27 protein-coding genes are annotated in these 24,085 nt (G+C 41.6%); 21 read left to right on the top strand and 6 right to left on the bottom strand.

Going from position 1 to position 24,085, the window contains the following annotated elements:
- Positions 1-45 precede the first annotated feature (45 nt).
- Positions 46-897, bottom strand: coding sequence for a DegV family protein (locus AC3WTB_RS04275; RefSeq protein ID WP_039177737.1), 852 nt, complete (start codon positions 895-897; stop codon positions 46-48).
- A gap of 139 nt (positions 898-1,036) precedes the next feature.
- On the opposite strand from AC3WTB_RS04275, the gene AC3WTB_RS04270 reads away from it, so the two are divergent.
- Positions 1,037-1,879: a YitT family protein gene (locus AC3WTB_RS04270; RefSeq protein WP_039177740.1), complete on the top strand. Its 843-nt coding sequence runs from the start codon at positions 1,037-1,039 to the stop codon at positions 1,877-1,879.
- Between the two features lie 14 nt (positions 1,880-1,893).
- The gene (locus AC3WTB_RS04265) at positions 1,894-2,349 is read left to right on the top strand and encodes a BsuPI-related putative proteinase inhibitor (RefSeq protein WP_039177744.1); all 456 of its coding nucleotides are present in this window, start codon (positions 1,894-1,896) and stop codon (positions 2,347-2,349) included.
- Between the two features lie 50 nt (positions 2,350-2,399).
- Here the strand turns inward: AC3WTB_RS04265 and AC3WTB_RS04260 are convergent, their stop codons facing one another.
- From AC3WTB_RS04260 to AC3WTB_RS04250, 3 genes are all read right to left on the bottom strand, one after another.
- The gene (locus AC3WTB_RS04260; RefSeq protein ID WP_024425070.1) at positions 2,400-2,591 is read right to left on the bottom strand and encodes a DUF3813 domain-containing protein; all 192 of its coding nucleotides are present in this window, start codon (positions 2,589-2,591) and stop codon (positions 2,400-2,402) included.
- Complete coding sequence (locus AC3WTB_RS04255; RefSeq protein WP_024425069.1) at positions 2,588-2,737, bottom strand: hypothetical protein; 150 nt, start codon at positions 2,735-2,737, stop codon at positions 2,588-2,590. The genes AC3WTB_RS04260 and AC3WTB_RS04255 overlap by 4 nt, the downstream gene beginning before the upstream one ends.
- 88 nt (positions 2,738-2,825) lie before the next feature.
- Entirely contained in the window at positions 2,826-3,638 is an 813-nt protein-coding gene (locus tag AC3WTB_RS04250) for a Cof-type HAD-IIB family hydrolase (protein WP_492333370.1), read from the bottom strand.
- Positions 3,639-3,775: 137 nt separating this feature from the next.
- Here AC3WTB_RS04250 and AC3WTB_RS04245 point away from each other — a divergent pair, with 137 nt between their 5' ends.
- The 13 genes from AC3WTB_RS04245 (at position 3,776) to AC3WTB_RS04185 (ending at position 18,250) form a co-directional block, all read left to right on the top strand.
- A complete protein-coding gene (locus AC3WTB_RS04245) occupies positions 3,776-4,561 on the top strand; it encodes an alpha/beta fold hydrolase (RefSeq protein WP_047201775.1) in 786 nt (261 codons plus the stop codon).
- A 46-nt stretch (positions 4,562-4,607) separates the two neighbouring features.
- Positions 4,608-4,916, top strand: coding sequence for a metal-sulfur cluster assembly factor (locus AC3WTB_RS04240; protein WP_024425066.1), 309 nt, complete (start codon positions 4,608-4,610; stop codon positions 4,914-4,916).
- 123 nt (positions 4,917-5,039) lie between these two features.
- Positions 5,040-6,485 (top strand): FAD-binding protein, encoded by a 1,446-nt coding sequence (locus AC3WTB_RS04235; protein ID WP_492333369.1) that lies wholly within the window; start codon positions 5,040-5,042, stop codon positions 6,483-6,485.
- Positions 6,482-7,030, top strand: a complete 549-nt coding sequence (locus AC3WTB_RS04230) for an MFS transporter (protein WP_039177758.1) — start codon at positions 6,482-6,484, stop codon at positions 7,028-7,030. The genes AC3WTB_RS04235 and AC3WTB_RS04230 overlap by 4 nt, the downstream gene beginning before the upstream one ends.
- A gap of 137 nt (positions 7,031-7,167) precedes the next feature.
- Positions 7,168-8,205 (top strand): N-acetyl-gamma-glutamyl-phosphate reductase, encoded by a 1,038-nt coding sequence (gene argC, locus AC3WTB_RS04225; RefSeq protein ID WP_047201777.1) that lies wholly within the window; start codon positions 7,168-7,170, stop codon positions 8,203-8,205.
- Between the two features lie 22 nt (positions 8,206-8,227).
- Entirely contained in the window at positions 8,228-9,448 is a 1,221-nt protein-coding gene (gene argJ / locus AC3WTB_RS04220) for a bifunctional ornithine acetyltransferase/N-acetylglutamate synthase (protein WP_039177764.1), read from the top strand.
- A 14-nt stretch (positions 9,449-9,462) separates the two neighbouring features.
- On the top strand, positions 9,463-10,239 hold the full coding sequence (argB, locus tag AC3WTB_RS04215; RefSeq protein WP_212040183.1) for an acetylglutamate kinase: 777 nt from the start codon (positions 9,463-9,465) through the stop codon (positions 10,237-10,239).
- Positions 10,236-11,387, top strand: a complete 1,152-nt coding sequence (gene argD, locus AC3WTB_RS04210; protein ID WP_492333368.1) for an acetylornithine transaminase — start codon at positions 10,236-10,238, stop codon at positions 11,385-11,387. The genes argB and argD overlap by 4 nt, the downstream gene beginning before the upstream one ends.
- Positions 11,388-11,457: 70 nt before the next feature.
- Positions 11,458-12,519: a carbamoyl phosphate synthase small subunit gene (locus tag AC3WTB_RS04205; protein WP_039177774.1), complete on the top strand. Its 1,062-nt coding sequence runs from the start codon at positions 11,458-11,460 to the stop codon at positions 12,517-12,519.
- Entirely contained in the window at positions 12,512-15,592 is a 3,081-nt protein-coding gene (gene carB / locus AC3WTB_RS04200) for a carbamoyl-phosphate synthase (glutamine-hydrolyzing) large subunit (RefSeq protein ID WP_268503016.1), read from the top strand. Before AC3WTB_RS04205 ends, carB begins: the two co-directional genes overlap by 8 nt.
- Positions 15,589-16,539, top strand: a complete 951-nt coding sequence (gene argF / locus AC3WTB_RS04195; RefSeq protein WP_144490910.1) for an ornithine carbamoyltransferase — start codon at positions 15,589-15,591, stop codon at positions 16,537-16,539. Before carB ends, argF begins: the two co-directional genes overlap by 4 nt.
- A gap of 102 nt (positions 16,540-16,641) precedes the next feature.
- A complete protein-coding gene (locus tag AC3WTB_RS04190) occupies positions 16,642-16,821 on the top strand; it encodes a YjzC family protein (protein ID WP_008348517.1) in 180 nt (59 codons plus the stop codon).
- Positions 16,822-16,984: 163 nt separating this feature from the next.
- Entirely contained in the window at positions 16,985-18,250 is a 1,266-nt protein-coding gene (locus AC3WTB_RS04185) for an MFS transporter (RefSeq protein WP_492333367.1), read from the top strand.
- 126 nt (positions 18,251-18,376) lie between these two features.
- On the opposite strand, the gene AC3WTB_RS04180 is transcribed toward AC3WTB_RS04185, so the two are convergent.
- Positions 18,377-18,571 carry a YjzD family protein gene (locus AC3WTB_RS04180; RefSeq protein WP_003211779.1) on the bottom strand — a complete coding sequence of 65 codons (195 nt, stop codon included), beginning with the start codon at positions 18,569-18,571 and terminating at the stop codon, positions 18,377-18,379.
- 212 nt (positions 18,572-18,783) lie between these two features.
- Here AC3WTB_RS04180 and AC3WTB_RS04175 point away from each other — a divergent pair, with 212 nt between their 5' ends.
- From AC3WTB_RS04175 to AC3WTB_RS04160, 4 genes are all read left to right on the top strand, one after another.
- Positions 18,784-19,524, top strand: a complete 741-nt coding sequence (locus AC3WTB_RS04175; RefSeq protein WP_144495199.1) for a hypothetical protein — start codon at positions 18,784-18,786, stop codon at positions 19,522-19,524.
- A gap of 73 nt (positions 19,525-19,597) precedes the next feature.
- Positions 19,598-20,173 carry a hypothetical protein gene (locus AC3WTB_RS04170; protein WP_059374928.1) on the top strand — a complete coding sequence of 192 codons (576 nt, stop codon included), beginning with the start codon at positions 19,598-19,600 and terminating at the stop codon, positions 20,171-20,173.
- 91 nt (positions 20,174-20,264) lie between these two features.
- Complete coding sequence (locus AC3WTB_RS04165) at positions 20,265-21,227, top strand: BMP family ABC transporter substrate-binding protein (RefSeq protein ID WP_058838840.1); 963 nt, start codon at positions 20,265-20,267, stop codon at positions 21,225-21,227.
- A 13-nt stretch (positions 21,228-21,240) separates the two neighbouring features.
- On the top strand, positions 21,241-21,438 hold the full coding sequence (locus AC3WTB_RS04160) for a ComZ family protein (protein ID WP_024425054.1): 198 nt from the start codon (positions 21,241-21,243) through the stop codon (positions 21,436-21,438).
- A gap of 10 nt (positions 21,439-21,448) precedes the next feature.
- Here AC3WTB_RS04160 and AC3WTB_RS04155 read toward each other — a convergent pair whose 3' ends face one another.
- Positions 21,449-21,682: a hypothetical protein gene (locus AC3WTB_RS04155; protein WP_058838841.1), complete on the bottom strand. Its 234-nt coding sequence runs from the start codon at positions 21,680-21,682 to the stop codon at positions 21,449-21,451.
- Positions 21,683-21,853: 171 nt separating this feature from the next.
- Between AC3WTB_RS04155 and AC3WTB_RS04150 the strand changes: the two genes are divergently transcribed.
- Positions 21,854-22,792 (top strand): beta-ketoacyl-ACP synthase III, encoded by a 939-nt coding sequence (locus AC3WTB_RS04150; RefSeq protein WP_024425052.1) that lies wholly within the window; start codon positions 21,854-21,856, stop codon positions 22,790-22,792.
- 21 nt (positions 22,793-22,813) lie between these two features.
- Positions 22,814-24,055, top strand: a complete 1,242-nt coding sequence (fabF, locus tag AC3WTB_RS04145) for a beta-ketoacyl-ACP synthase II (RefSeq protein WP_039177794.1) — start codon at positions 22,814-22,816, stop codon at positions 24,053-24,055.
- Positions 24,056-24,085: the final 30 nt, after the last annotated feature.

Here is a 24,085-nt window from a genome sequence, read left to right as displayed (position 1 = left end):
AAAACACCCTTCCCGTGTTGTGTCAGGGAAGGGTGCTTTTTATGATCATTTGCCTGTAAAAAAGATCGCAAGCGTGCTAGGTCCTGAATGCGACCCAACAGCGGCGCCGATGATATGAATATCAATTTCTTTAGGATGAAATTCGTCTTCAATCAGTTGTTTCATGTCTTCTGCAAGTGCAGGATCATCACCATGACTAATGCCCACCGTTTGATTAGGCCAATCCGTTCCGCGTTCTTTCATTAGTTCGATAATGCGTTTCAGCAGCTTTTTACGTCCGCGGATTTTTTCTAGCGGGATGAGTTTTCCATCTTCGACATGTAAAATGGGTTTAATGCTTAACAAACCGCCCACAAATGCGGACGCTTTACTGATTCTTCCGCCTCTTGCTAAATACGTTAAATCGTCTACAGTAAAAATATGTTGTAAAGATTCACAAAAATGCTTTACAGACGTTTCAATTTCTTGTATTGTATTTCCGTCAATGGCAAGTGACTGAGCGTGTTTGACAGCAAGCCCATAGCCGAGTGAAGCGCATTTAGAATCAATGATTCGTAAATCAAAATCAGGATATTCTTCCTTCACTTCATTTGCCATCATCATAGCTGTCTGATATGTACCTGAAAGCTCTGATGAAAAAGCGACATAGATGGCAGATGTATGGGTTTGAGCGGCAGAGACAAAGGCTTCCTTGATTCGGTTTGGTGAAGCCTGTGACGTTTTTGGACTGGCTCCTTGTCTCATCGCATCAAATACTTGTTTTGGTTCAATGGTGATCAAATCCTCAAATTCCTGCTCGCCAAGCAACACGCGGAGCGGAATGAGTGTTATGTTATGTTCATCATAATAAGAAAGAGGCAGATCAGCAGCACTGTCTGCTATGATATGAACAGTCATATAAATCCCTTCTTTCTAAAAAATAAGCCATATTTTACATCTTTTTAGCCTAACTATATCATAGAAATCATCTTTTCGTGTTCAAATTCTAAATTTTAGGGAAAACCATAGAGAGAATGGTAAGTGGAGGAATGACAACATGTTCATTGGAGAAGCAAAAAAACTCATTGTCGTCGTTATTGGTGCATTACTCAATGCGATTGGACTGAATTTATTCTTAATCCCAGCTGACGTATATGCGAGCGGTTTTACAGGGGTAGCCCAGCTGCTATCCAGCTTAATCGATCAATATGCGCCATTTTATGTATCAACAGGGATTCTATTATTTATTTTAAACATTCCAGTCGGCATTTTAGGCTGGATGAAAGTTGGCCGTTCCTTTACTTTGTACAGCATCATCAGTGTTGCACTAACAACCATTTTCCTTGGCGTTTTACCAGAAACGAGTGTTTCCCATGATATTTTATTAAATGCTGTGTTTGGCGGTGTCATATCCGCCGTAGGGATTGGGATCACGCTCAAATACGGGGCATCGACAGGTGGACTCGACATCGTTGCTATGGTATTAGCAAAATGGAAAGACAAACCAGTTGGCACGTATTTCTTCATTTTAAATGGAATCATCATTTTTACAGCAGGATTATTACAAGGTTGGGAGAAAGCATTATATACGCTTGTCACATTATATGTGACCACAAGGGTCATTGATGCCATCCATACAAGACATGAGAAGCTGACCGCGATGATTGTGACGAAAAAAGCAGATGAAATCAAAGAAGCCATTTACGGAAAAATGGTCAGAGGTATTACAACTGTACCTGCAAAAGGCGCATTCACCAACGAGCAAAAGGAAATGATGGTGATCGTCATTACAAGGTATGAGCTGTATGAACTTGAACAAATTATTAAAGAAGTCGATCCAAAAGCCTTTACAAATATTGTGCAGACAACCAATATTCTTGGATTTTTCAGACGAGATTAAAAGGTGGGTAGCAGATGAAAAAAGGGTTGGTACTTCTTCTCATTCTATTGTTTTTAGCCGCTTGTGGACAACAAAAAAAGGATGAACCAGACAAGGAGGTTTCCGGTCAAATGGGAGAAAAAACGGTTGTACTCACAGTAGACCCCGTCCAGAAAGGTTCTTCAGTTCAATTTAACATGTCACTGAAAAATGAATCAGATCGAGATATTGAATTTACCTTTAACACAAGCCAAAAATTCGAGCTCAGTGTGTATGACGAAAACGGGAACGAACAATATCGCTATTCGAAAGACCGTATGTTCACACAGGCCATCCAAACTTTTGTGCTGAAAAAAGGCGAGGCCTATGATTTTCAAGACACGTGGTCAAACGGTGTAAAGCCCGGAACATACGAAGCGGTTGTAACGTTTAAAGGAAAAGCAGAAGGGCTGAAACAAATCACGGAGAAGAAAACATTCCAAGTCAAATAAGCAAGGGAATTAGAAAAAGCTGTCCATCAAATGTGGACAGCTTTTTTATGTCAGAGATCATCAAGCAAGTCTTGGAAGGTATGCAGCTGGTTTCTTTCTGCATCTGTCGAATTGGCAAATGCAGAGGATACGGCATTTTTCGCTCGTTTGACTGCCTGTTGACGCTCTAACCCAGATGAAAATGAAGAAGTAAGAGCTTCTTCAGTAAATGATTTGGCTTGATCAAAAAGTTCGTTTCTCACAATGAACCTCCAGAAGCATCAGTCTTCATATTTCCTCTGTCTGACGCTTCTTCAAGTGTCGAACGGTAAGGAAAACGTGCGTCATGAAGACTGACTGAATCTTTACCTTGTTGTATAAAGCGTTTCGATTTGCTTCTTTTACCCATTCGGAATCCGCCCCTTTACACAAGCTGACAGGACAACCTGTCTAACGGTAGTATGCCCGCTTCCATCTGCTATGTATGAATGGAAAAATTAAAGCGAGAAGTAATTCGTTAGAAACTTTGCAATCCCGTCTTGTTCATTTGTATCAGTGACTTCATTTGAGACATGTTTCACGGCATCAATTCCGTTGCCCATTGCCACACCGCATCCAGCAAATTCAAGCATTTCTAAATCGTTGTCTTCATCTCCGAATGCCACAATCCGCTCCTTAGGAACATCGTAATAATCACTGATCTTTTGCAGTCCAACAGCTTTGTTCATGCCTGTTTTAATGATTTCAATCACGTGCCACGGGGCAGCCCAGCGCCTGTGATCAATCACTTCTGCATGAACATCTGATAAATAGCTTCGAATAGCTCCGACGTCCTCTTCTTTTGCATGAATTAACACGCTCGTCACATTCTCTCCAAGGTTGTCCCTTAGGTCCCCAACAGTGACTTTGTTTGCATTCATATTAAAGATATCAATGAGTTTTTCATCATGATAATGGAAATACAAATCGTCTAACACTTCAGCTAACACATTGTGCACTTTATACTCTTCACTAATGTCTACAAGCTGTTTGACCACTTGAAGATCAAGTGACGTATGAAATCTGCCCCATTTCTCATCAAGAGGATGATGGACAAACGCTCCGTTAAAATTCACAATTGGTGAATCAAGCTGTAATTGCTGATAATAAGGAGAGCTGGATCGAAATGGCCGGCCTGTTGATATACAGACGTGATGCCCGCTGTCTCTCACTTTTTGAATGACGTCAAGTGTGTGCGCAGAAATGGTTTTATCATCTTTTAATAATGTGCCATCCAGGTCAAGTGCGATTAGATAAGGTTTAGTCTCCATAAAATCTCCTTTGATCTGTAAGTGATAGGAGGCAATTCATGTTAGCGCCTCTTTCTATAGTGTATCTTTATCACATCTTTGTTGTCTACATGTTAAAATAAACAAAGACGGGAATGATAAAGGAGGATTCATAGGCTGTGATCACCATTGATGAGCAAATTACGCGCGATATTCCATTTTTACATATCGTAAAAGCTGAAAATAAAGACAAACCGCTGCCGCTTGTATTTTTTATTCACGGATTTACAAGTGCACGAGAGCATAATTTACACTTCGCCTTCCATCTGGCGGAAAAAGGCATGAGAGTCATTTTGCCTGACTGTGCTTATCATGGTGTAAGATCAGAAAACCTCAGCTTAGAGGAACTGGCATCAAAGTTCTGGGAAATTGTCCTGAACGAAATTCGTGAAATCGATATACTCAAAACATACTTTCAAGAAAAACAATTGATTGAAGCCGATTTGATAGGCGTTGCAGGTACTTCCATGGGCGGCATCACTACCTTTGGTGCACTTGCCAAACATGACTGGATCAAAGCCGCTGTCAGCCTGATGGGGAGTCCGAACTATACGACGTTTCTAAAAGCACAGATCATGGACATGCGTCACAAAGGGTTGATGAAAGACATTACAGACGAAGAGGTTCATCTGCAATTAGACGCCCTGCGCCCATATGATTTAACGCTGCAAACGGATCGATTAAACAAAAGACCGCTGTTATTCTGGCATGCAGAAAATGATCCTGTGGTCCCGTACAGGCACGCAAAATCCCTATACGATGAGTTAGCGTCCACACAATATAAGCAGGATCCGCACCTGATTCGCTTTATCACTGATGGACAAGCTGGCCATAAGGTCTCAAGACAAGCGATGTTTGAAACGATTGACTGGTTTGTGACTCATCTGAAAAGCACAAACGTTTAGTCATAACAAAAAGTACGTTATACTAATGGAAAAAGGAGTGGATATCATGGATGAAGCATTGAAAGAAAATATTTTAGGCGCCCTAGAACAGGTGATTGACCCTGAGCTGAATGTCGACATCGTCAACCTTGGACTTGTCTATGATGTCGATCTTGATGAGAATGGAAAAGCGGATATCACCATGACCTTAACATCAATGGGTTGTCCTCTTGCACCAATTATTGTGGATGAAGTCAAAAAAGCATTAAGTGATCTTCCAGAAGTAAAAGAAACAGAAGTTCACATCGTATGGAATCCGCCTTGGACACGAGACAAAATGTCAAGATACGCAAAAATCGCGCTCGGTATTCAATAAGCACAAAATGAAAAATGCCTGGTATGAGATAAACTCATGCCAGGTTTTTTTATGAAAAATTAAGGTGGAGGAAGAGAATGGCTTGATATAATGGATGTAATTTTATAGAACGGAGTACCTATCATGAAACGAAAATGGCTATGGGTCGTTCTTTTGATCGTATATGCTACTGCATTTTTTGTATCAATCACTATACGAGAAGGCCAAACACACAAAAAACAGGATCTTGAGGCTTTTACTGATGTTAGTCATCTCATGCCTGTCAAAATCAAAAAAGTTGTTCAAGGGAAAGAAATAGACACGTTAAAAGAAGTATTGAAAGAAGCAAAAGCAAAACACCTGCCGATTTCTATTGCCGGTAAACAGCATAGTATGGGCGGCCACACATATTATGAAAACGGCATCGTGCTCGATATGACGGAATTCCGCCAGATTTTAGCGTTTGATCCTAAAAAGAAAACGATTCGGGTTCAAAGCGGCGCTACATGGGATGATATACAAAAATATGTGAATCCATATGGTCTTGCTGTGAAGGTAATGCAATCGCAGAATATCTTTACAATTGGCGGATCTTTAAGTGCAAATGCACATGGACGTGACATTCGTTACGGGTCACTCATTGACACAGTTCGTTCCTTCAGGCTGTTAAAAGCAGATGGTGAGATCGTCACAGTAAAGCCAGGCGATGATTTATTTACTGCCGTCATTGGGGGATACGGTTTGTTCGGCGTCATTTTAGATGTGGAGCTTTCTTTAACAAAAGATGAACTATATAAAATGGAGACAACCTCTCTGGGTTACGATGAGTATACGGATTATTTTCAAAAGCATGTCAAACACAATAAAGAAGTACGCATGCATCTTGCCAGAATCTCAACAGCGAAATCAAACTTTTTGAAAGAGATGTATGTGACGAATTATTCACTCACTTCACAACAAGGGATCGCATCATATCAAGAGCTGAAAGAAGACCAACTCGTCATGCCTTTGAAATTTATGCTCGGCCTTTCAAGAAGATTTGATATGGGAAAAGATCTGCTCTGGAATTTGCAAAAAAAGTATTTCTTAAGTCAAAATGATCAGTTGATCACAAGAAACAATGTGATGCGTTCTGACTCTGCCTTTTTAGAATATGAAAATGAATCTGACACAGATGTGCTGCAGGAATATTTCGTCCCAGTTGACCGTTTTCGTTCGTACATTGATGACATGAGATCCTTTTTACAACAAGAAGATTTGAATCTAATGAATATCACAATACGTTATGTACAAAAAAATGAAAAAGCGGATCTCTCCTATGCGAAACAAGATATGTTTGCACTTGTGCTTTTAGTGAATTACGGGTTCGAAAAAGAAGAGAAGGCGAAAGCCGAGCGAATCATTCGGAAAATGACAGATATCACGCTGCAGCACGATGGAAGCTATTACTTACCGTATATGCCTTATCAAACGAAAGCGCAAATGAAGCGGGCGTATCCTAAAACCGATGTATTCTTCCAAAAGAAAAAACAAGCAGATCCAGATGGCACGTTCACCAACTACTTTTATGAGAGGTACAATACACAATGAATGCAAAAGCAATGAAATGGTTCGTTTACTCACAAAGTCTGCTGTTTTTCGCCAGCAGTTTGATTTTCCCTTTTTACATTCTTTTTATTAAAAATGTTGGGTCAAGCTATTCACAGTTTGGTCTTGCCTACGGCCTGTTTGGTTTAAGCGGAGCATTTATTCATTTACTCTTAGGGAAACTACCCGAAACCACCGACAGGCGGCTCTTTTTAATCATTCATTCGTTCGGTATGGCGTTTCTTTTGCTGCTTTTTCCGCATATAACAGAAGTGGAGCAAGTGTATATGATTCAGCTGGCACTTGGTGCGCTAGGCGGCTTTCAAAAGCACGGAGAGAAACTGCTCGTCACTGATCTGACAACAGAGAACAAAAGAATGAAAGAAGTCGGTCACTATCATTTTTGGACAGCCCTTTTTTCATCCATCGCCATTATGCTTGGAGGCCTGTTCGCTGATTTCTTTACCGTTTACTTCATTTTTTATGCAAGCTCTATATTATATTTATGCAGTGCGCTCATGGTCATCTATATCAAAAACGAAAGATAAATCCGCATGTCTCATGAAGATATGCGGTTTTTTTGTTGAAAAAAAATGAAAACAAATATTAAATATACAATTGAATTAATTTTTATACATGTTATAATGTTAAATAATTTCACAAAGATCAAGAGGGTGTATTGACGTTGAAAATAGGTATTATAGGTGCTACAGGGTACGGTGGTGCGGAATTGGTTCGTATCTTCAAGCATCACCCGCATGTGGAGGAATGTATATTGTATTCATCAAGTGGTGATGGGCAATCATACAGTCAATCTTATCCGCATCTAACAACGATTACTGACCAAACATTAAAAGCCATTGACCCGGCTGCTATTGTGCAAGAGACAGATGCTGTGTTTTTAGCGACGCCAGCAGGCGTATCAAGTGAACTGACGCCCAAGCTTATGAATCAAGGAGTGCCGATCATTGATTTATCAGGTGACTTGCGCATTCAAGATGGAGCCACCTATGAAGCTTGGTATAAACGAAGGGCAGCGGATGAAGCATCTGTTCAACAAGCGGTGTACGGTTTATCCGAACTGAATCGTGACAAAATTCAACAAGCTGAAGTGATTGCCAATCCGGGCTGCTTTCCTACCGCAGTTCTTCTCGGTTTAGCACCGCTCATCAAACAGAATGTCATCGATGAATCTATGATTATAATAGATGCAAAAACAGGGGTGTCCGGTGCCGGACGATCTGCCTCACTTGGAACGCATTTTTCAGAACTAAACGATAACTTTAAAATTTATAAGGTGAATGAGCATCAGCATACGCCAGAAATAGAGCAAATATTAAGAGAATGGAATCCGCAGACGGCGAACGTCACATTTTCTACGCATCTTGTCCCGATGACAAGAGGGATTATGGCGACGATGTATACACAGTTAAAAACGGATGTCACAAAAGAAGAATTGATGAAGCGAATGAAAGGCTTTTACGAAGATTCCTATTTTGTCAGAGTGAGAGATCACGGCGTTTATCCACAAACGAAAGAAGTATATGGCAGTAACTTCTGTGATATTGGCTTTCATTTAGATGAGCGAACAGGGAGACTTACAATCGTGTCGGTCATAGACAATCTCATGAAAGGCGCGGCCGGCCAAGCGGTTCAAAACTTCAACATCATCAAAGGCTTACATGAAGAGGCGGGCCTCACAATGACACCTCTTTATCCATAAGAGAACAGGGGAGACAACAAACATGATCGAATTGAATGAAAAAAGCATTGTCAAAATAGACGGTGACGTATCATCACCAAAAGGCTTTGAAGCGAAGGGGATTCACATTGGCTTGCGCTATTCAAAAAAAGACCTTGGCCTCATCGTCAGCGAAGTACCAGCAGCAAGTGCAGCGGTCTACACACAAAGTCACTTTCAAGCTGCGCCTCTCAAAGTCACACAACAAAGCTTAAAAAAGACAGGACAATTAAAAGGTGTCATTGTCAATAGTGCCATCGCCAATGCATGTACTGGTGAGCAGGGATTAAAAGACGCATACGACATGCAGGCAGCCTGTGCAGATATGTTAGGTGTAGCACCTGATTACATTGCTGTTTCTTCTACTGGTGTCATTGGGGAATGTCTGGAGATGGATAAAATCAAAAAGGGCATCGCCGAGTTAAAAGAAGCAAAAGCCGAAAAAGGCCATTTTGAAGAAGCGATCTTAACGACAGATACTGTCATTAAAAATACAACATACACCCTTACGATAGACGGAAAAGAGATCATCATTTCAGGCGCAGCAAAAGGCTCTGGCATGATTCACCCGAACATGGCGACAATGCTTGGCTTTGTCACAACAGATGCAAATGTCGAACAGGAAGCCTTACAGCAAGCGCTTCGTGACATTACGGATGTGACCTTTAATCAAATTACCGTCGATGGAGAAACGTCGACAAACGATATGGTGCTCGTGATGGCAAATGGCATGGCAGAAAACGATGTACTCAATGAAGAGCATCCAGAATGGCCATTGTTTAAAGAAGGATTAAAACTAGCTTGTGAGGATTTAGCCAAAGAGATTGCGAGAGATGGAGAAGGTGCAACGAAATTAATTGAAGCGAAAGTCGCTGGTGCTAAAAATAATTTGGAAGCCGGCATCATTGCGAAAAAAATCGTTGGTTCAAGTCTTGTCAAAACCGCCGTATATGGTACGGATGCTAACTGGGGCCGAATCGTTGGAGCCATTGGTCATAGCGCAGCTTCCGTCACTCCGGAAGAGGTAGAAGTTTATTTAGGCGGACAATGTTTATTCAAACACAATGAACCGCAGCCATTCTCAGAAGAGGAAGCAAAAGCATATCTAGAGCAGGATGAGATTACGATTTTCATTCAAATGAGTGAGGGAAATGGTGAAGCAGCAGCTTGGGGCTGTGATCTCACCTATGATTATGTGAAAATTAACGCGAGCTATCGCACATAAAGAAGGAGATAGGCATGGATAAAACGATCGTGTTCAAGTGTGGAGGCAGTGTCATTCGAGAACTTTCAGATACATTTTATGAAAATGTCCGCTCACTTCAAGCTGCTGGATTTAAGCTGGCTATCGTGCATGGCGGAGGACCTGAAATCACCGACATGCTGCAAAAATTAGAAGTGAAAACAGAATTTGTTGACGGTCAGCGTAAAACAACGAAGCCTGTGTTAGAAGTAGCCGAAATGGTTCTCTCGGGAACAGTCAATAAATACTTTGTGTCAGAGCTCGCAAAGCATGATATATCATCTGTCGGCGTATCCGGTAAAGATGGGCAGATGTTAGTCGCCGATTTCCTTGATCAAGAGGTTTATGGGTACGTTGGCGAAATCAAAGAAGTTCATCCAGAGATGGCGGAAGCACTCATGGAGAAACAATTCATTCCTGTAATTGCGCCGCTGTCTATGACGGAAGAATGCCAAACCTTAAATGTGAATGCTGATTTAGCAGCATCAGCTGTCGCCGGAGCCATGAAAGCTGATAAGCTCATGTTTGTCACAGATGTTGAAGGCATTTTAAAAAATGGTGAACTATTAGATGTCGTCACCGAACAAGAAGCCCTTTCACTCATTGATGAAGGCATTATTTCCGGGGGAATGATTCCAAAAGTACAATCAGCTTTGAGTGCTTTATCAGGTGATGTGGATGAAGTGATGATCGTAAATGGCAAAGGCAGTATCTTTACAGGAGAAACCTTTAAAGGCACAAGAATCGTAAAACAAAAGGAGGCGGTCCTGTGAGTCATCTTTTTCAAAACTATGGACGGTGGAATGTTGAGATTAAAGAGGCAGCAGGTTCTTGGGCAGTCGATACAAATGGAAAAAAATATTTAGACTTTATCCAAGGCATTGCAGTAACAAATTTAGGCCACAATCATCCAAAGGTCAATCAAGCCATTAAGGAACAGCTTGATCACGTCTGGCATGTGTCGAATCTGTTTGAAAATGGTCTGCAAGAAAAAGCAGCAGAAAAGCTGGCAGCAAACAGTTCAGGGGATCTCGTATTTTTCTGCAATAGCGGAGCAGAGGCAAATGAAGGTGCCATTAAATTAGCACGTAAAGCGACAGGGAAAACAAATATCGTCACATTTTTGCACTCTTTCCATGGGCGCACGTATGCTGGTATGGCTGCTACGGGTCAAGATAAAATCAAAACTGGCTTTGGTCCTATGCTAGAAGGCTTTCACTATGTACCGTTTAATGATCCAGACGCTATGTCAGCCTGTGCAGTCGATGATGTGGCAGCGGTGATGCTGGAGGTTGTGCAGGGTGAAGGTGGAGTGAATCCAGCGACACCAGAATTTCTAGAAGCAGTTCAAGCATTTTGCACAAAGCATGAAGCACTGCTGATTGTAGATGAAATTCAAACGGGCATTGGTCGTACAGGAACAGCATTTGCGTACGAAGAGACGTGTCTTGATCCTGATATTATCTCTGCGGCAAAAGGGTTAGGAAACGGCTTTCCAGTTGGTGCAGTTATAGGGAAAAAAGCTCTAGGAGATGCATTCTCCCCAGGTTCACATGGTACAACATTTGGTGGAAATATGCTTGCCATGGCTGCTGTGAATGCGACACTCGATGTAATTTTCCAAGAAGAGTTTCTTTCAGAAGTGAAAGAAAAGGGCGATTACTTGTTAGAAAAGCTGCAAAATGTCAAACAGCTGAATATTGTAAAAGAAGTGCGGGGAAAAGGATTGATGGCAGGTATTGAATGTGATCAGCCAGTTGGTGATTATATCACAGCTCTTAGAGAACAAGGGTTGCTGGTGCTTCCAGCTGGTCCAAATGTCATTCGTTTATTACCTCCGCTGAATGTGAAGAAAGCAGAGCTGGATCAAGCGATCGAAGCAATTGTTCAAGTATTAGCCAATAAAACAGTTTCGGTGTAAATTTTTTTACAAAGAAACGTATAAAAATACATTTATATCATTAATTATTCAATTTTGGGGTGACATAAGCATGAAAGGTTATTTAAATTTAGAAGATGGAGCCTCTTTTGAAGGAGATCTGACAGGAGAAGCTGGCATCACAGGTGAAGTGGTCTTTTTTACAGGTATGACAGGTTATCAAGAGGTGCTCACAGATCCTTCCTATAAAGGTCAGATCATTGTTTTCACATATCCGCTGATCGGAAATTACGGCATTAATCATGAAGACTTTGAGAGCAAAAAGCCTCAAGTAAAAGCGGTGGTTGTTTACGAGGCAGCAGAGCATTTTTCACATCATCTTGCAGCGGTCAGCTTAAAAGATTATTTACAAAAGTGGAATATTCCGCTTCTGACACATACAGATACGCGTGCAGTCGTGCAAAACATCCGGGCAAATGGAACGATGAACGCTGTGCTTAGTGTAGACGAAAACGAAACGCCGCCTGCAATGAAACAAGACAATGTCGTCGCACAGGTGACAGATAGCGAGATCTACACACAAGGCAGCGGTGAGGAACATGTGGCGCTCATTGATTTTGGCTTTAAAAAATCAATTGCAGATTCGCTTGCAGCGCGCGGCTGTAAAGTAACCGTCATTCCATATAAACAAATGGAAAAGGTGTTTGAGATCAAACCAGATGCCATCCTGCTGTCAAACGGACCTGGAGATCCGAAAACCATGACACCGTATTTAAAAACGATTCATGACATCATGATGACATTTCCGACACTTGGAATCTGCTTAGGTCACCAATTAATCGCTCTTGCACTTGGCGGAGATACGTATAAGCTGCCATTTGGCCACAGGGGAGCGAATCATCCTGTACAGGATACAGAATCCAAACGTGTCTTTATGACAAGTCAGAACCACAGCTATGTGGTGAATGAAAAAAGCATGAATGATAAAGAAGTGGATGTGAAATTCCTTCATGTCAATGATGGATCTGTAGAAGGGTTCATTCATAAAGAAAAGCTGATTATGTCAGTTCAATTTCATCCAGAAGCACACCCAGGGCCTGCTGAAAGTGAATGGGTATTCGATGATTTTATTGAGAAAGTGAAACAAGCAAGGAGAGAAGTCGCACATGCCTAAAGATCAAAGCATACAAACCATTCTAGTCATCGGGTCTGGTCCAATCATCATTGGTCAGGCAGCAGAATTTGATTACTCAGGAACACAAGGATGTATGGCCTTAAAAGAAGAAGGCTACAAAGTCATCTTAGTGAATAATAACCCAGCAACCATTATGACAGACGAGTCATTTGCTGATGAAATCTATTTTGAACCGCTTTCAGTTGATTCAGTGACAAGAATCATTGAAAAGGAAAAACCAGATGGTCTTTTAGCCAACCTTGGCGGACAGACGGCTTTAAACCTTGCTGTCGAGCTAGAAAAAGCCGGTGTGCTGAAAAAGCATGGGGTAACTCTGCTCGGAACGTCAGTTGAAACAATTGAAAACGGTGAAGATCGAGAGAAATTCCGTGCTCTCATGAAGCATTTGAACGAACCTGTGCCAGATAGTGAAATTGTGGATAATGCGGAAGATGCCCTTCAATTTGCAAAAGAAGTCGGCTTCCCAGTCATCCTAAGACCAGCATACACACTTGGCGGTAAAGGCGGCGGAATCGCTCTAACAGAAGAGGCATTTAAGCCGCTCATTGAAGGAGCTCTTTTAGCGAGTCCAATTCACCAGTGTTTAGTTGAAAAAAGCATAGCTGGCTTTAAAGAAGTCGAATATGAGGTCATGAGAGACCGTCAAAATACGTGTATCACGGTATGCAACATGGAAAATATCGATCCAGTTGGTGTGCATACAGGAGACTCAATTGTCGTTGCACCTTCCCAAACACTAACGGATCAGGATTATCAAATGCTCCGTTCAGCGAGCCTGAAAATCATTTCAGCGCTGGATGTAGTCGGCGGCTGTAACATCCAATTTGCCCTTGATCCACTCAGTAAAGAATACTTTGTCATTGAGGTGAATCCTCGGGTCAGCCGTTCATCCGCTCTTGCATCAAAAGCAACAGGCTACCCGATTGCGAAAATGGCAGCTAAGCTTGCGGTGGGGTATACGCTAGACGAATTGAAAAACCCGCTCACAGGCACAACCTATGCTAGTTTTGAGCCGGCACTCGATTATGTTGTCGTGAAATTCCCGCGCTGGCCGTTTGATAAATTTAAACAGGCAGACCGTCAATTAGGCACAAAAATGAAGGCTACTGGCGAAGTCATGGCGATTGATCGGAATTTAGAATCAGCCATCCAAAAAGCAGTTGCATCCCTTGAAATTAAAACGAAGGGCTTCCACCTGCCAGAACTGAAAGAGCAATCGACAGAACAATTATTTGAACTCATCAAAACACCAGACGATCGCCGATTTTTCGCAGTTATGGAGCTTCTTTCAAGACAAGAAACGGTTGAAACGATTCATCAAACGACGAAAATCGATCGATTCTTCTTACATGTGTTCCAGAATATGATTACGCTCGAGCAAGAATTGAACGATCATAAGGGGACGCTATCAAAAGATACCTTGAAAAAGGTAAAAGAAAAAGGATTCCTTGATGAAACGATTGCTCTTCTTACGGGTCAAACGGAAGAGTCAATCAGGCAGCTCCGTCAAGAGTACGGGATTGCTGCTTCATTTAAAATTGTCGACACATGTGCGGCGGAATTTGATGCAAAAACGAATTACTTCTATTCCACCTACTTTGGAAAAAGTGATGGTGAGCATCAAGAAAAAACAAAGCAGCGTGCTCTTATCATTGGCTCAGGTCCGATTCGAATCGGGCAGGGGGTCGAATTTGATTATAGTGCCGTTCATGGCGTTCTTACCTTGCAAAAGCTTGGATTTGAAACCATCATGATGAACAACAATCCAGAAACAGTCAGTACTGATTATGAGATTGCAGATCGTTTATATTTTGAGCCGATTACATTAGAGCACATCCTAAACGTTGTGGAAGCAGAACAAATTGATTTTGTCATTGTCCAATTTGGCGGACAGACTGCGATCAACGTCGCAGAAGGCTTAGAAAAAGCCGGTGTCACGTTGTTAGGTACATCCTTTGCTACGCTGGATGCACTTGAAGACCGTGATTTATTCTATCAGCTTCTTGATGAACTGAACCTTCCTCACGCAAAAGGAGATACAGCTCATTCAAAAGAAGAAGCACTCGTACATGCGAAAAGCATCGGTTACCCTGTATTAATTCGCCCATCGTATGTCATTGGCGGAATGGGAATGATCGTTGTTCAGTCAGAAGCACATTTGGCATCACTGCTCGATCAGCCAGATCATTTGCCATACCCAATCTTAATTGATGAGTACGTCACTGGAAAAGAAGTTGAAGTGGATCTTATTTCTGACGGAAAAACAGCCTTCATTCCAACGATCGTAGAACATATTGAGAAAGCGGGCGTGCACTCAGGTGACAGCTTTGCCATTTTACCAAGCATCTCAATCAGTGAAGATATCAAACAGCAGGTGCATACTGCGTCTGAACAAATAGCGAAGAAATTAGCGTTCAAGGGCATTATGAATATCCAATTTGTCATCAAAGGTGATCAGGCGCTTGTATTAGAGGTGAATCCGCGGGCAAGCCGGACTGTTCCAGTCGTCAGTAAGGTAATGGGCATTGATATGATCCCAATGGCCACTCAATTATTAGCTGGTGCGGCGCTTGAAGAGCTAAACCCTGCAACGAAAAACAAAGGGGGGACAGCGGTCAAATTCCCAGTGTTCTCATCCCATGCCATTCAAGATATCGACCTCAAGCTGACACCTGAAATGAAAGCGACAGGAGAAGGAATGTGTGTAGGCAAGAACGCCGAAAGCGCCTTGAAAAAAGTGTTTGCACCGATCTGGAAGAAAAAAGGAAGCCTCTTTATACAAGGCAGTGAGCAATTGATCGATGAAGCGAAACATGCAGGCTTTGACGTCTGGACTGGCAGCTTTGAATCCTGGCTGCAGAATGAAGATAAATCCCTTCATATTCATTTAGGAGAAGATGAAGAGGCAAAAGAGCAGCGTGTAAAAGCACTCACACACGGCGTTCAAGTTCTAACTGAATATGAAACAGTTCAAGCATTCCTGCAAGGGAAAAATGGAGATGTATCACCAGTATCACTCCATGAATTATATAAAAAGGAAGTGACGGCATGAGTCAAATCGACGTGCAACCGGCATTATACGGAAAAGACTTTTTATCGTTAAAAGATTTCTCAATCCATGAGATTGCTTATTTAATTGAAAAAGCGGAAGAAATGAAACAAAACCCATATCAAGATTTATTCAAAGGGAAAACGTTAGCAATGATTTTTGAAAAATCTTCGACTAGAACCCGTGTCTCGTTTGAAGCGGGGATGACGCAGCTAGGAGGACATGCGCTCTTCCTCAGCTCAAATGATTTGCAAATTGGCAGAGGGGAAACCATCAGTGATACAGCGCAGGTGCTGTCTGGCTATGTCAACGGTATTATGATTCGAACCTTTGAGCATGAGAAGGTTGAAGAGCTTGCACAATACGCGTCTATTCCAGTCATTAATGGATTAACGGACTACTCACATCCATGTCAGGCACTTGCTGATTTATTAACGATTAAAGAAACAAAAGGCACGTTAAAAGGAATCAAAGTCGCCTATATCGGTGACGGAAATAACGTGGCGCACTCCTTGATGGTCGGCTGTGCGCAGCTAGGCTGTGACATTGCGGTTGCATCACCAAAAGGCTATGAACCACTTCAAGAAGTAACAGACACTGCCCGTGAGTTTGCGAAACAATCAGGTGCAGAAGTGACCGTGACGACAGATCCTGTCGCAGCTGTAAAAGATGCAGATGTTATTTATTCAGATGTGTTTACAAGCATGGGACAGGAAGCAGAAACAGAGAAACGTCTTGCTGAATTTAAAGAATATCAAATCAATGACGAACTGATGAGTCATGCGGCAAAGGACTATATTTTCCTTCATTGTCTCCCGGCACATCGCGGCGAAGAAGTGACGGCAGATATTATTGACGGGCCGCACTCAAAAGTATTTCAGCAGGCAGAAAACCGCCTGCATGTGCAAAAAGCGTTAATGAAAGAACTTATGTATCAACCATCCAAATAAATCAAAGTGTCCCTGACTCGTATGAGCAGGGACTTTTTGCATAAAGGATTGGAGTGGCAAGGGACGGGACATAATAACATCAATCGAGAAAGGAGGATGAAAATGGGTCAGCAGCATCAATTTAAATCAGGGAATAAGGCACCGAATAATGGTGTATATATCGAGATCGGTGAAACTGGCAGTATGGTGAAAGATCCTTTAAAGATTAAGCTTAAAGCAGGCGATGTCTTTCCTGATAACTCGAACCATAATCGTGTTTGGACTTACCAAAGAAAGCCGTAAGCAATTGACTAAGAGTCATAAGGAATAAGTCTTTAGAGGCATGTGTCATGCCTCTTTTTTCTTTATAATAAAAAACAATTAAGTTCCAATTTTCAAATAAATAGTATGAAAAAAAGAGAACTTAAGGTAAAATATGTAATATATTGTTGAAAGGATTTGTGTGATGGAAAAGATGAATCTCAGTGAAAGTGTTTGGAATAAACGCTTCACCTCATTATTCATATCAAGACTCATTAAAAACACAGGGGAAAGTTTTGCTTTTACATCCGTCCTTTGGCTATTGATTTTAAGAGGGGATGGAGCGCTCGGTACAGGACTTCTTCTAGCAGTAACTGTTCTCCCTTCATCTTTGTTAGCCCCAATATTAGGACCTCTTATGAAAAAGCATCATTTGTCTAAATGGATGTTCGCTTCAGATGTTGTTCGAGCAACAATTGTACTCATTATTCCACTTCTGCACTTTTCGCATCTATTGCCTCTATGGTTATTGATCTCATTAATGGTTATTCAATCGGCAACAGGTGCAGCATATAATCCAGCTTCGGTGGCCATCTTACCGCAGATTGTTCCAAAGCATCTCATTCAAAAAGCAAATGCGATCCTGCAATCTTCTTTTGAGATTGTTGCACTTGCAGCAGTCATGGTGGCTGGTCTTTTGGTTAAATTAATTGGACCTGCTGATACCCTGCTGATCACCACTGCTTTATTTGTTATTTCTGGTCTGTTTATTATCGGGGTTAAGCTGAAGAAAACCGATGAAGAAAAAGCAGCAGGCATTAAACAAGCGAAGAATACATATTTGTATAACTTAAAAAGAGGGTTTCTCGTTGTCAAAAACCATCACACTTTATTTGCACTCACACTGTATTGTATCTTAATGAATGTCGCAGCAGCTCCGTGGCAGGCGCTCTCAGCAGTATACGTAGCAGAAGCGCTGCAAAGCGACTCCATGGTGTATTCCATTTTAAGAGGCGTTGCTGCAGTTGGCGCGTTTATGATGGGCTTTGCTCTAGCGAAGGTCAAAATTAAGAGATTTGGTTTGTTCTTTATTGTCGCTGGCATGATTGAAGGGGCTGCGTTCTTTATTACAGGGATGAGTACATGGCTGCCGGTCGTTCTGCTTGCTTCCTTTATTTTTGGAGCTGCTGTCAGTGCGATCAATGTACCGGAAATGGTCATTATTCAAACGTCTGTTGATCAAGAGGATCAGCCGCAAGTATATGCTGTGATCAATGCGTCATCAAATGTCTTTCTCCCGCTTGCAGCTGTCGTATCAGGCGTTCTGGCAGAAAGATTTGGAGCGGGACCTGTCATTGCTGGCGGAGGAATCCTTGAAATTTTATCAGGTATCGCGATCTTCCTGTTTACAGGGCTTGCGAAAAGCCATTTGACAGCGGACAAACAAAAGTCCGAAACTGTCGAGGTGTGAACAATAAAAACCCCCTGTATGTTATAGACAGGGGGTTTTAGCATGCCGCTTTTCAATCACGCAGAAAAAAAGAAAAAAGAGCTAAACATCATTTTAGCTCTTTTTCACAAATCGTTTTCTTGCATATTAAGAGTGTTTTGTTGAACTTTCCGTTTCTTTCATTGGACTTACTTCAGCAAAGATGAATAAAATAACCGTAAACACAACTGCAAGAATGGAAGTGAGCGTAAAATCATAAGCAGCTCCATTCATAGAGGCAACGATGTAACCAGCCATATGTGTCAGCAGAAAAGTCCAAATGAGGGTGATAATATAATGCATAATCCCACCGTCCTTTATGTAACAATCTATTGATTATCATACCATAGATGCAAGTGAAGGGAAAAGACTGTTTTCCGCCTTTATGTGACCATTTTTAGACCTTCTGCTATAAAAATAAAAAGAATTCTTCTGTCTTTAGGGGATTTCCTTATTCCTACAAGAGTTGTTGTTCATATCATAGAAAGCAGAATCACTGAAAGGAGGCTGGCCATATGGGTGTAAGCGAACGTTTTTTCCAGCTTGGTTCCCAGTGGAACATCATTCACCTTCCTCAAAAACCAAATGGCTTTGGCATTCTAATCCTCGGTGACCGAAATCACTTTGTGCAGGAAAATACATCATTCTGGCTTCAGCATTATGGAAGAAACCAGCTTTTAACTGCCTTAAAGGATGAAGGATATACATTGTTTAATAGTCAACTTCATGGGAATCACTGGGGATGCGAAGATGCTGTTTTTAGTGCCAAGCAGCTCGTGCATCACACATTAAAACAAGAAATATTAAACCGGGAAATTCATGTGCTCGCAGAGGGAATGGGCGCACTTGTTGCCATGAGCCTTGCTAAGGAGATGCCTGAAGTGTTAAGGTCCATTGCGATGATGAATCCATGTCTGAATCTGGATGCACAACGAGAAAGAGAAAAGGAACACAAATTCTTTTACAAGCAGCTGATCAAAGAGTTAGCAGAGAGCTATGGCTGTTCTGAAAAGGAAGCTGAAACGTATCCACTGCCTTCTTGCCCTGTTCATTCTGCTCATGTGCCGATTCATATATGGCAAAGACTAAACGGTGCACCTTATGCATATGAACTTCACGCAAAACCTTTTATTGATCAGCATATGAAAAATCCAGAACATTGTCAGATCGATCTCACACTGCATATGTTTGATCATCCGAGAAGAATCTTTCAATCCATTCACAAGTTTTATAAATCGCATGAAAGAGAATTGTGATGAATAGGATGATAACAGCCCTTCATAGAAAGGGCTCTTCTTTTTATTCGATATTAAAAAAGGGGACATGAACATGGAAACAGGACTGATCATAGGGGCAGATGAGTTTTTTGGCCTGACACTTTGTGAATATATGATGAAAGAGGGCATTCAAGTGGATATCACGCGTCCTCATGATCTTAAAGAAGAACAAAAAGGACTGTTAGAAGAGCGGATGATGTGGCTGGGCAGAAATGATCTCGTTCGTGTCATTGACCTTCAGGATAGCAAAGACACGTATGATCTCATTTTTATTCAATCAGAGGAACCGCATAACAGGCAGGAAGACATCAAAGCAAAGCATGGCATGTACCGGATTCTTTTTGATAAACCTGAAAACGAATCAGCAAAACAGAATGTGCCGGCAGTGATTCTTCCTCACATGTTCGGACCATGGACACTCAATGAAGATCAAACAAAGCGTGCAGATTCATTTTTTGTAGAAGATGTGGCGAAGAACTTGTTACAATGGGCATCAGACACAGGTCAAAGACAGGACATGACGTATGAATTGAAGGTAGAAAGCGAAACAGATGACAAAAAAGCAGAAGATATGATAGCTGAATGGAAAAGACAAAACTCAACATTTTTCGACAAAAAGCAAGAATGATCTTCCATCTTATCTTTTTTCAGTATAAAATAAACCTATATTTAACATACAGGTTCATCACTGCATGTTGCAAAAGGGAGTTGAACATGGCATGAAGTACCAGCGGCTTGTCATGATCTTTTCGTTCCTTCTTCTATTATCTGCCTGCTCGCAGGCGCCTTTAAAAGGAAAAATTGAGAAGGTGGGTTTACTCGTCCCCGATACGATCAATGATCAAGTTTGGGGAACGAAAGGTTATAAAGGCTTATTAAGTATCCAATCAACATTTGGTGTAGATGTTTATTATAAGGAAGGAATGGTCGACAAGGAGAAAATCGTTGATGCCATTGAAGAATTCCATAAAAAAGGAGTCAATTTGATTATTGGCCATGGCAATGAATACAGTGAAATTTTCAACTTGATCAGTGAAGATTATCCAAACATACAATTTATTACGGTCAATGGAAACAAGCCTCAGGCGGACAATGTCACAAACGTGACATTTAAAGGTGAAGCGATGGGCTTTTTCGGAGGCATGACAGCTGCACATATGTCTAAAACAAAAAAGATTGGTATTCTTGCTACATATGATTGGCAAAGTGAGGTAGACGGCTTTATCAAAGGGGCAAAATATCAAGATGAACATGTACAAGTGTTAGCAGAGTTTGTCGAAAACTGGGATGATGCTGACAAAGCGGTGGAGCTCTATCAAAAATTAAAAAAGCAGGGCGTAGATGTTGTGTATCCCGCAGGTGATGGTTATAATATCCCTGTCATTGAACAAATCAAAGCCGATAATTTATCAGCGATCGGGTACGTGACCGATCAATCCAACCTCGGAAGTCATACGGTTTTAACGAGCACTGTCCAGCATGTTGATAAAGCGTACAGCATCATTGCAAAGAAATTTAATGAAGGCAAGCTAAATGAACAAGGTGAGTACTCCTTTGATTTTAAAGAAGGAGTGATCGAGATGGGGAAATTTAGCACCACCATTGACGACGCTTTTGTGAAAGACATTGAAAGTGATATTGCGTCTTACAAAAAAACTGGCAAACTGCCAAATGAAAAGTGAGGAGACGACGATCATGCAGCACGAAAAATCGATGGAATTTTTACAAATTGCCATGAAGTATTTTCCGCAGGCAAAGGAAGAATTAGATAAAGCAGGGATTCAGCTTGAGCCTGAAGCGCTTCAGCCGCTGCTAACATTATTTACATCTGTCATGCAGGAAGCATACGAGCTTGGAAAAGCAGATGCAGAATCAGAAAAAGCCACAGAATAGTGGCTTTTTTTTATGATAATTTTTTCTTGAAGGCACTAATCATAGGACCAACATCTTTAAACACAGGCTTCAGCTCATCGATGGAGTTCATAATGTTCCCAATTTGATTCATGACATGCATGTAGTCAATTGAGTCATCACTTGAAGATGTCTCCGCACGTTCCTCCTTTGCCTCTGACTTGGTTTTCTCCTTTTCAATCGGCTGTCCAAACATCATTGCTGAGAAAATATCTTTTTGCGCCATATCACATGTTCCTTTCTACTATTGGTATATATCATTAATCTATGAAAAAAGTGAGAGGAAAGGTTAGACGTTTGTATTGCCAAGAAGAAAAAAATAAGGTAAAATTAGTACCAGATACTAATATAAGATCACAATATCACATGCTCGTATGAGTAAAAGGAGTCTTATTCAATGAATGCTGGAATTATTGGCCTTGGCCGCTATATACCTGAAAAAGTATTAACAAATCATGATTTAGAAAAAATGGTTGAAACTTCTGACGAGTGGATTCGTACTAGAACAGGTATAGAAGAAAGAAGAATTGCATCTGATGATGTCAATACATCTCATATGGCGCTTGCTGCTGCAAAAAAAGCATTAGCTGACGCAGATGTGGCTGCAGAAGATATCGATATGATTCTTGTGGCGACAGTCACGCCAGATCAAGCATTTCCGACAGTCGCTTGTATGATTCAAGAGCAGCTCGGTGCACATAAAGCATGTGCAATGGATATTAGCGCTGCGTGTGCTGGCTTTATGTATGGGCTTGTTACTGGAAAACAATTTATCGAATCAGGAACTTACAAACACGTGCTTGTCGTCGGTGTTGAAAAACTTTCTCGCATTACCGACTGGGATGACCGCAATACAGCTGTTTTGTTTGGAGATGGAGCTGGCGCTGCTGTGCTGGGAGAAGTCAGCGAAGGCAAAGGAATTCTATCATTTGAACTCGGAGCAGATGGAAGCGGCGGGAAGCACTTGTACTTAGATGAAAAAGATCATACAATCATGAATGGACGAGAAGTATTTAAATTTGCTGTAAGACAAATGGGCGAGTCAAGTGTAAACGTCATTGAAAAAGCTGGACTATCAAAAGAAGACGTTGACTTCTTGATCCCGCATCAAGCAAATATTCGCATTATGGAAGCAGCACGCGAACGCTTAGAGCTGCCAGTTGAAAAAATGTCGAAGACTGTCCATAAATATGGAAACACATCAGCAGCTTCTATTCCAATTTCACTATGTGAAGAAATCGAAGCCGGAAAAATTCATGACGGCGATGTGATTGTAATGGTTGGTTTTGGCGGCGGATTAACTTGGGGCGCAATCGCTATGCGATGGGGCCGATAAAAGAGTGGGGTGCACAAATTAATGGATAAGAAACGAGTAGTTGTTACAGGATTAGGTGCTTTGACACCACTTGGCAACGATGTAGAGTCAACATGGAAAAATGCTTTAGCGGGTGTATCAGGGGTTGGACCGATTACACGTGTCGATTCAAGTGAATATACCGCAAAAGTAGCAGCAGAACTAAAAGATTTTAACATTGAAGATTACATGGAGAAAAAAGAAGCGCGAAAAATGGCACGCTTTACGCAATATGCAGTCGTTGCTGCTCAAAAGGCGCTCGAAGATTCACGTCTTGAAATCACAGATGAAATCGCACCGCGTGTTGGTGTATGGGTTGGGTCTGGTATTGGCGGACTTGAAACATTTGAAGAGCAGTTCGAAGTGTATTCAAATAAAGGGGCAAGACGCGTAAGTCCATTCTTCGTCCCAATGATGATTCCTGATATGGCGACAGGTCAAATCTCTATTGCACTTGGTGCAAAAGGAGTTAACTCTTGTACAGTGACAGCATGTGCAACAGGTACAAACTCAATTGGTGATGCATTTAAAGTCATTCAGCGCGGAGATGCAGATGCAATGATCACAGGCGGAACAGAAGCGCCGTTAACAAAAATGTCGTTTGCGGGTTTCTGTGCGAACAAAGCCCTTTCGACAAATCCTGATCCAAAGACAGCAAGCCGTCCGTTCGACAAAAACCGTGACGGATTTGTCATGGGTGAAGGTGCAGGGATTATTGTTCTTGAAGAACTTGAGCATGCGTTAAAACGTGGTGCGACCATTTATGCTGAAATCGTTGGTTATGGTTCAACTGGAGATGCCTACCATATTACGGCGCCAGCTCCAAACGGTGAAGGCGGCGTCCGTGCAATGCAAGAAGCGATTCGAGATGCAGGTTTGTCTGTGGAAGACATTGATTATATCAATGCCCACGGAACAAGCACACCTTACAATGATAAATTTGAAACAATGGCGATTAAAGAAGTGTTCGGAGAGCATGCGAACCAGCTTGCAATCAGTTCAACAAAATCAATGACAGGTCACTTACTTGGCGCAGCAGGCGGAGTAGAAGCTATTTTCTCTGTTCTTGCGATTAAAGACAGCGTCATTCCTCCGACCATTAATCTTGAAACACCGGATGAAGAATGTGATCTTGATTATGTAGCAAATGAAGCACGTTCAAAAGAAGTACAAGTTGCTTTAAGTAACTCACTTGGTTTTGGCGGGCATAATGCGACAATTATTTTCAAAAAATACGAAGCGTAATACTTCCTGAGAAAGCGGCGGTCGATAAAC

The organism is Bacillus sp. EB106-04-04-XG123 (genome assembly GCF_058791855.1).
This window is presented reverse-complemented; position numbering and strand designations above follow the sequence as displayed.

What these genes read in the sequence shown, in the direction of transcription:
- AC3WTB_RS04160 (WP_024425054.1), top strand. Translation starts at nt 21,241, where the DNA reads ATGCAGCACGAAAAATCGATGGAATTTTTACAAATTGCCATGAAGTAT.
- AC3WTB_RS04255 (WP_024425069.1), bottom strand. Translation starts at nt 2,737, where the DNA reads ATGGGTAAAAGAAGCAAATCGAAACGCTTTATACAACAAGGTAAAGAT.
- carB (WP_268503016.1), top strand. Translation starts at nt 12,512, where the DNA reads ATGCCTAAAGATCAAAGCATACAAACCATTCTAGTCATCGGGTCTGGT.
- AC3WTB_RS04205 (WP_039177774.1), top strand. Translation starts at nt 11,458, where the DNA reads ATGAAAGGTTATTTAAATTTAGAAGATGGAGCCTCTTTTGAAGGAGAT.
- AC3WTB_RS04240 (WP_024425066.1), top strand. Translation starts at nt 4,608, where the DNA reads ATGGATGAAGCATTGAAAGAAAATATTTTAGGCGCCCTAGAACAGGTG.
- AC3WTB_RS04250 (WP_492333370.1), bottom strand. Translation starts at nt 3,638, where the DNA reads ATGGAGACTAAACCTTATCTAATCGCACTTGACCTGGATGGCACATTA.
- argF (WP_144490910.1), top strand. Translation starts at nt 15,589, where the DNA reads ATGAGTCAAATCGACGTGCAACCGGCATTATACGGAAAAGACTTTTTA.
- AC3WTB_RS04190 (WP_008348517.1), top strand. Translation starts at nt 16,642, where the DNA reads ATGGGTCAGCAGCATCAATTTAAATCAGGGAATAAGGCACCGAATAAT.
- AC3WTB_RS04150 (WP_024425052.1), top strand. Translation starts at nt 21,854, where the DNA reads ATGAATGCTGGAATTATTGGCCTTGGCCGCTATATACCTGAAAAAGTA.
- AC3WTB_RS04235 (WP_492333369.1), top strand. Translation starts at nt 5,040, where the DNA reads ATGAAACGAAAATGGCTATGGGTCGTTCTTTTGATCGTATATGCTACT.
- AC3WTB_RS04165 (WP_058838840.1), top strand. Translation starts at nt 20,265, where the DNA reads ATGAAGTACCAGCGGCTTGTCATGATCTTTTCGTTCCTTCTTCTATTA.
- AC3WTB_RS04155 (WP_058838841.1), bottom strand. Translation starts at nt 21,682, where the DNA reads ATGGCGCAAAAAGATATTTTCTCAGCAATGATGTTTGGACAGCCGATT.
- AC3WTB_RS04180 (WP_003211779.1), bottom strand. Translation starts at nt 18,571, where the DNA reads ATGCATTATATTATCACCCTCATTTGGACTTTTCTGCTGACACATATG.
- argB (WP_212040183.1), top strand. Translation starts at nt 9,463, where the DNA reads ATGGATAAAACGATCGTGTTCAAGTGTGGAGGCAGTGTCATTCGAGAA.
- AC3WTB_RS04265 (WP_039177744.1), top strand. Translation starts at nt 1,894, where the DNA reads ATGAAAAAAGGGTTGGTACTTCTTCTCATTCTATTGTTTTTAGCCGCT.
- AC3WTB_RS04230 (WP_039177758.1), top strand. Translation starts at nt 6,482, where the DNA reads ATGAATGCAAAAGCAATGAAATGGTTCGTTTACTCACAAAGTCTGCTG.
- AC3WTB_RS04175 (WP_144495199.1), top strand. Translation starts at nt 18,784, where the DNA reads ATGGGTGTAAGCGAACGTTTTTTCCAGCTTGGTTCCCAGTGGAACATC.
- AC3WTB_RS04170 (WP_059374928.1), top strand. Translation starts at nt 19,598, where the DNA reads ATGGAAACAGGACTGATCATAGGGGCAGATGAGTTTTTTGGCCTGACA.
- argJ (WP_039177764.1), top strand. Translation starts at nt 8,228, where the DNA reads ATGATCGAATTGAATGAAAAAAGCATTGTCAAAATAGACGGTGACGTA.
- AC3WTB_RS04275 (WP_039177737.1), bottom strand. Translation starts at nt 897, where the DNA reads ATGACTGTTCATATCATAGCAGACAGTGCTGCTGATCTGCCTCTTTCT.
- fabF (WP_039177794.1), top strand. Translation starts at nt 22,814, where the DNA reads ATGGATAAGAAACGAGTAGTTGTTACAGGATTAGGTGCTTTGACACCA.
- AC3WTB_RS04185 (WP_492333367.1), top strand. Translation starts at nt 16,985, where the DNA reads ATGGAAAAGATGAATCTCAGTGAAAGTGTTTGGAATAAACGCTTCACC.
- AC3WTB_RS04270 (WP_039177740.1), top strand. Translation starts at nt 1,037, where the DNA reads ATGTTCATTGGAGAAGCAAAAAAACTCATTGTCGTCGTTATTGGTGCA.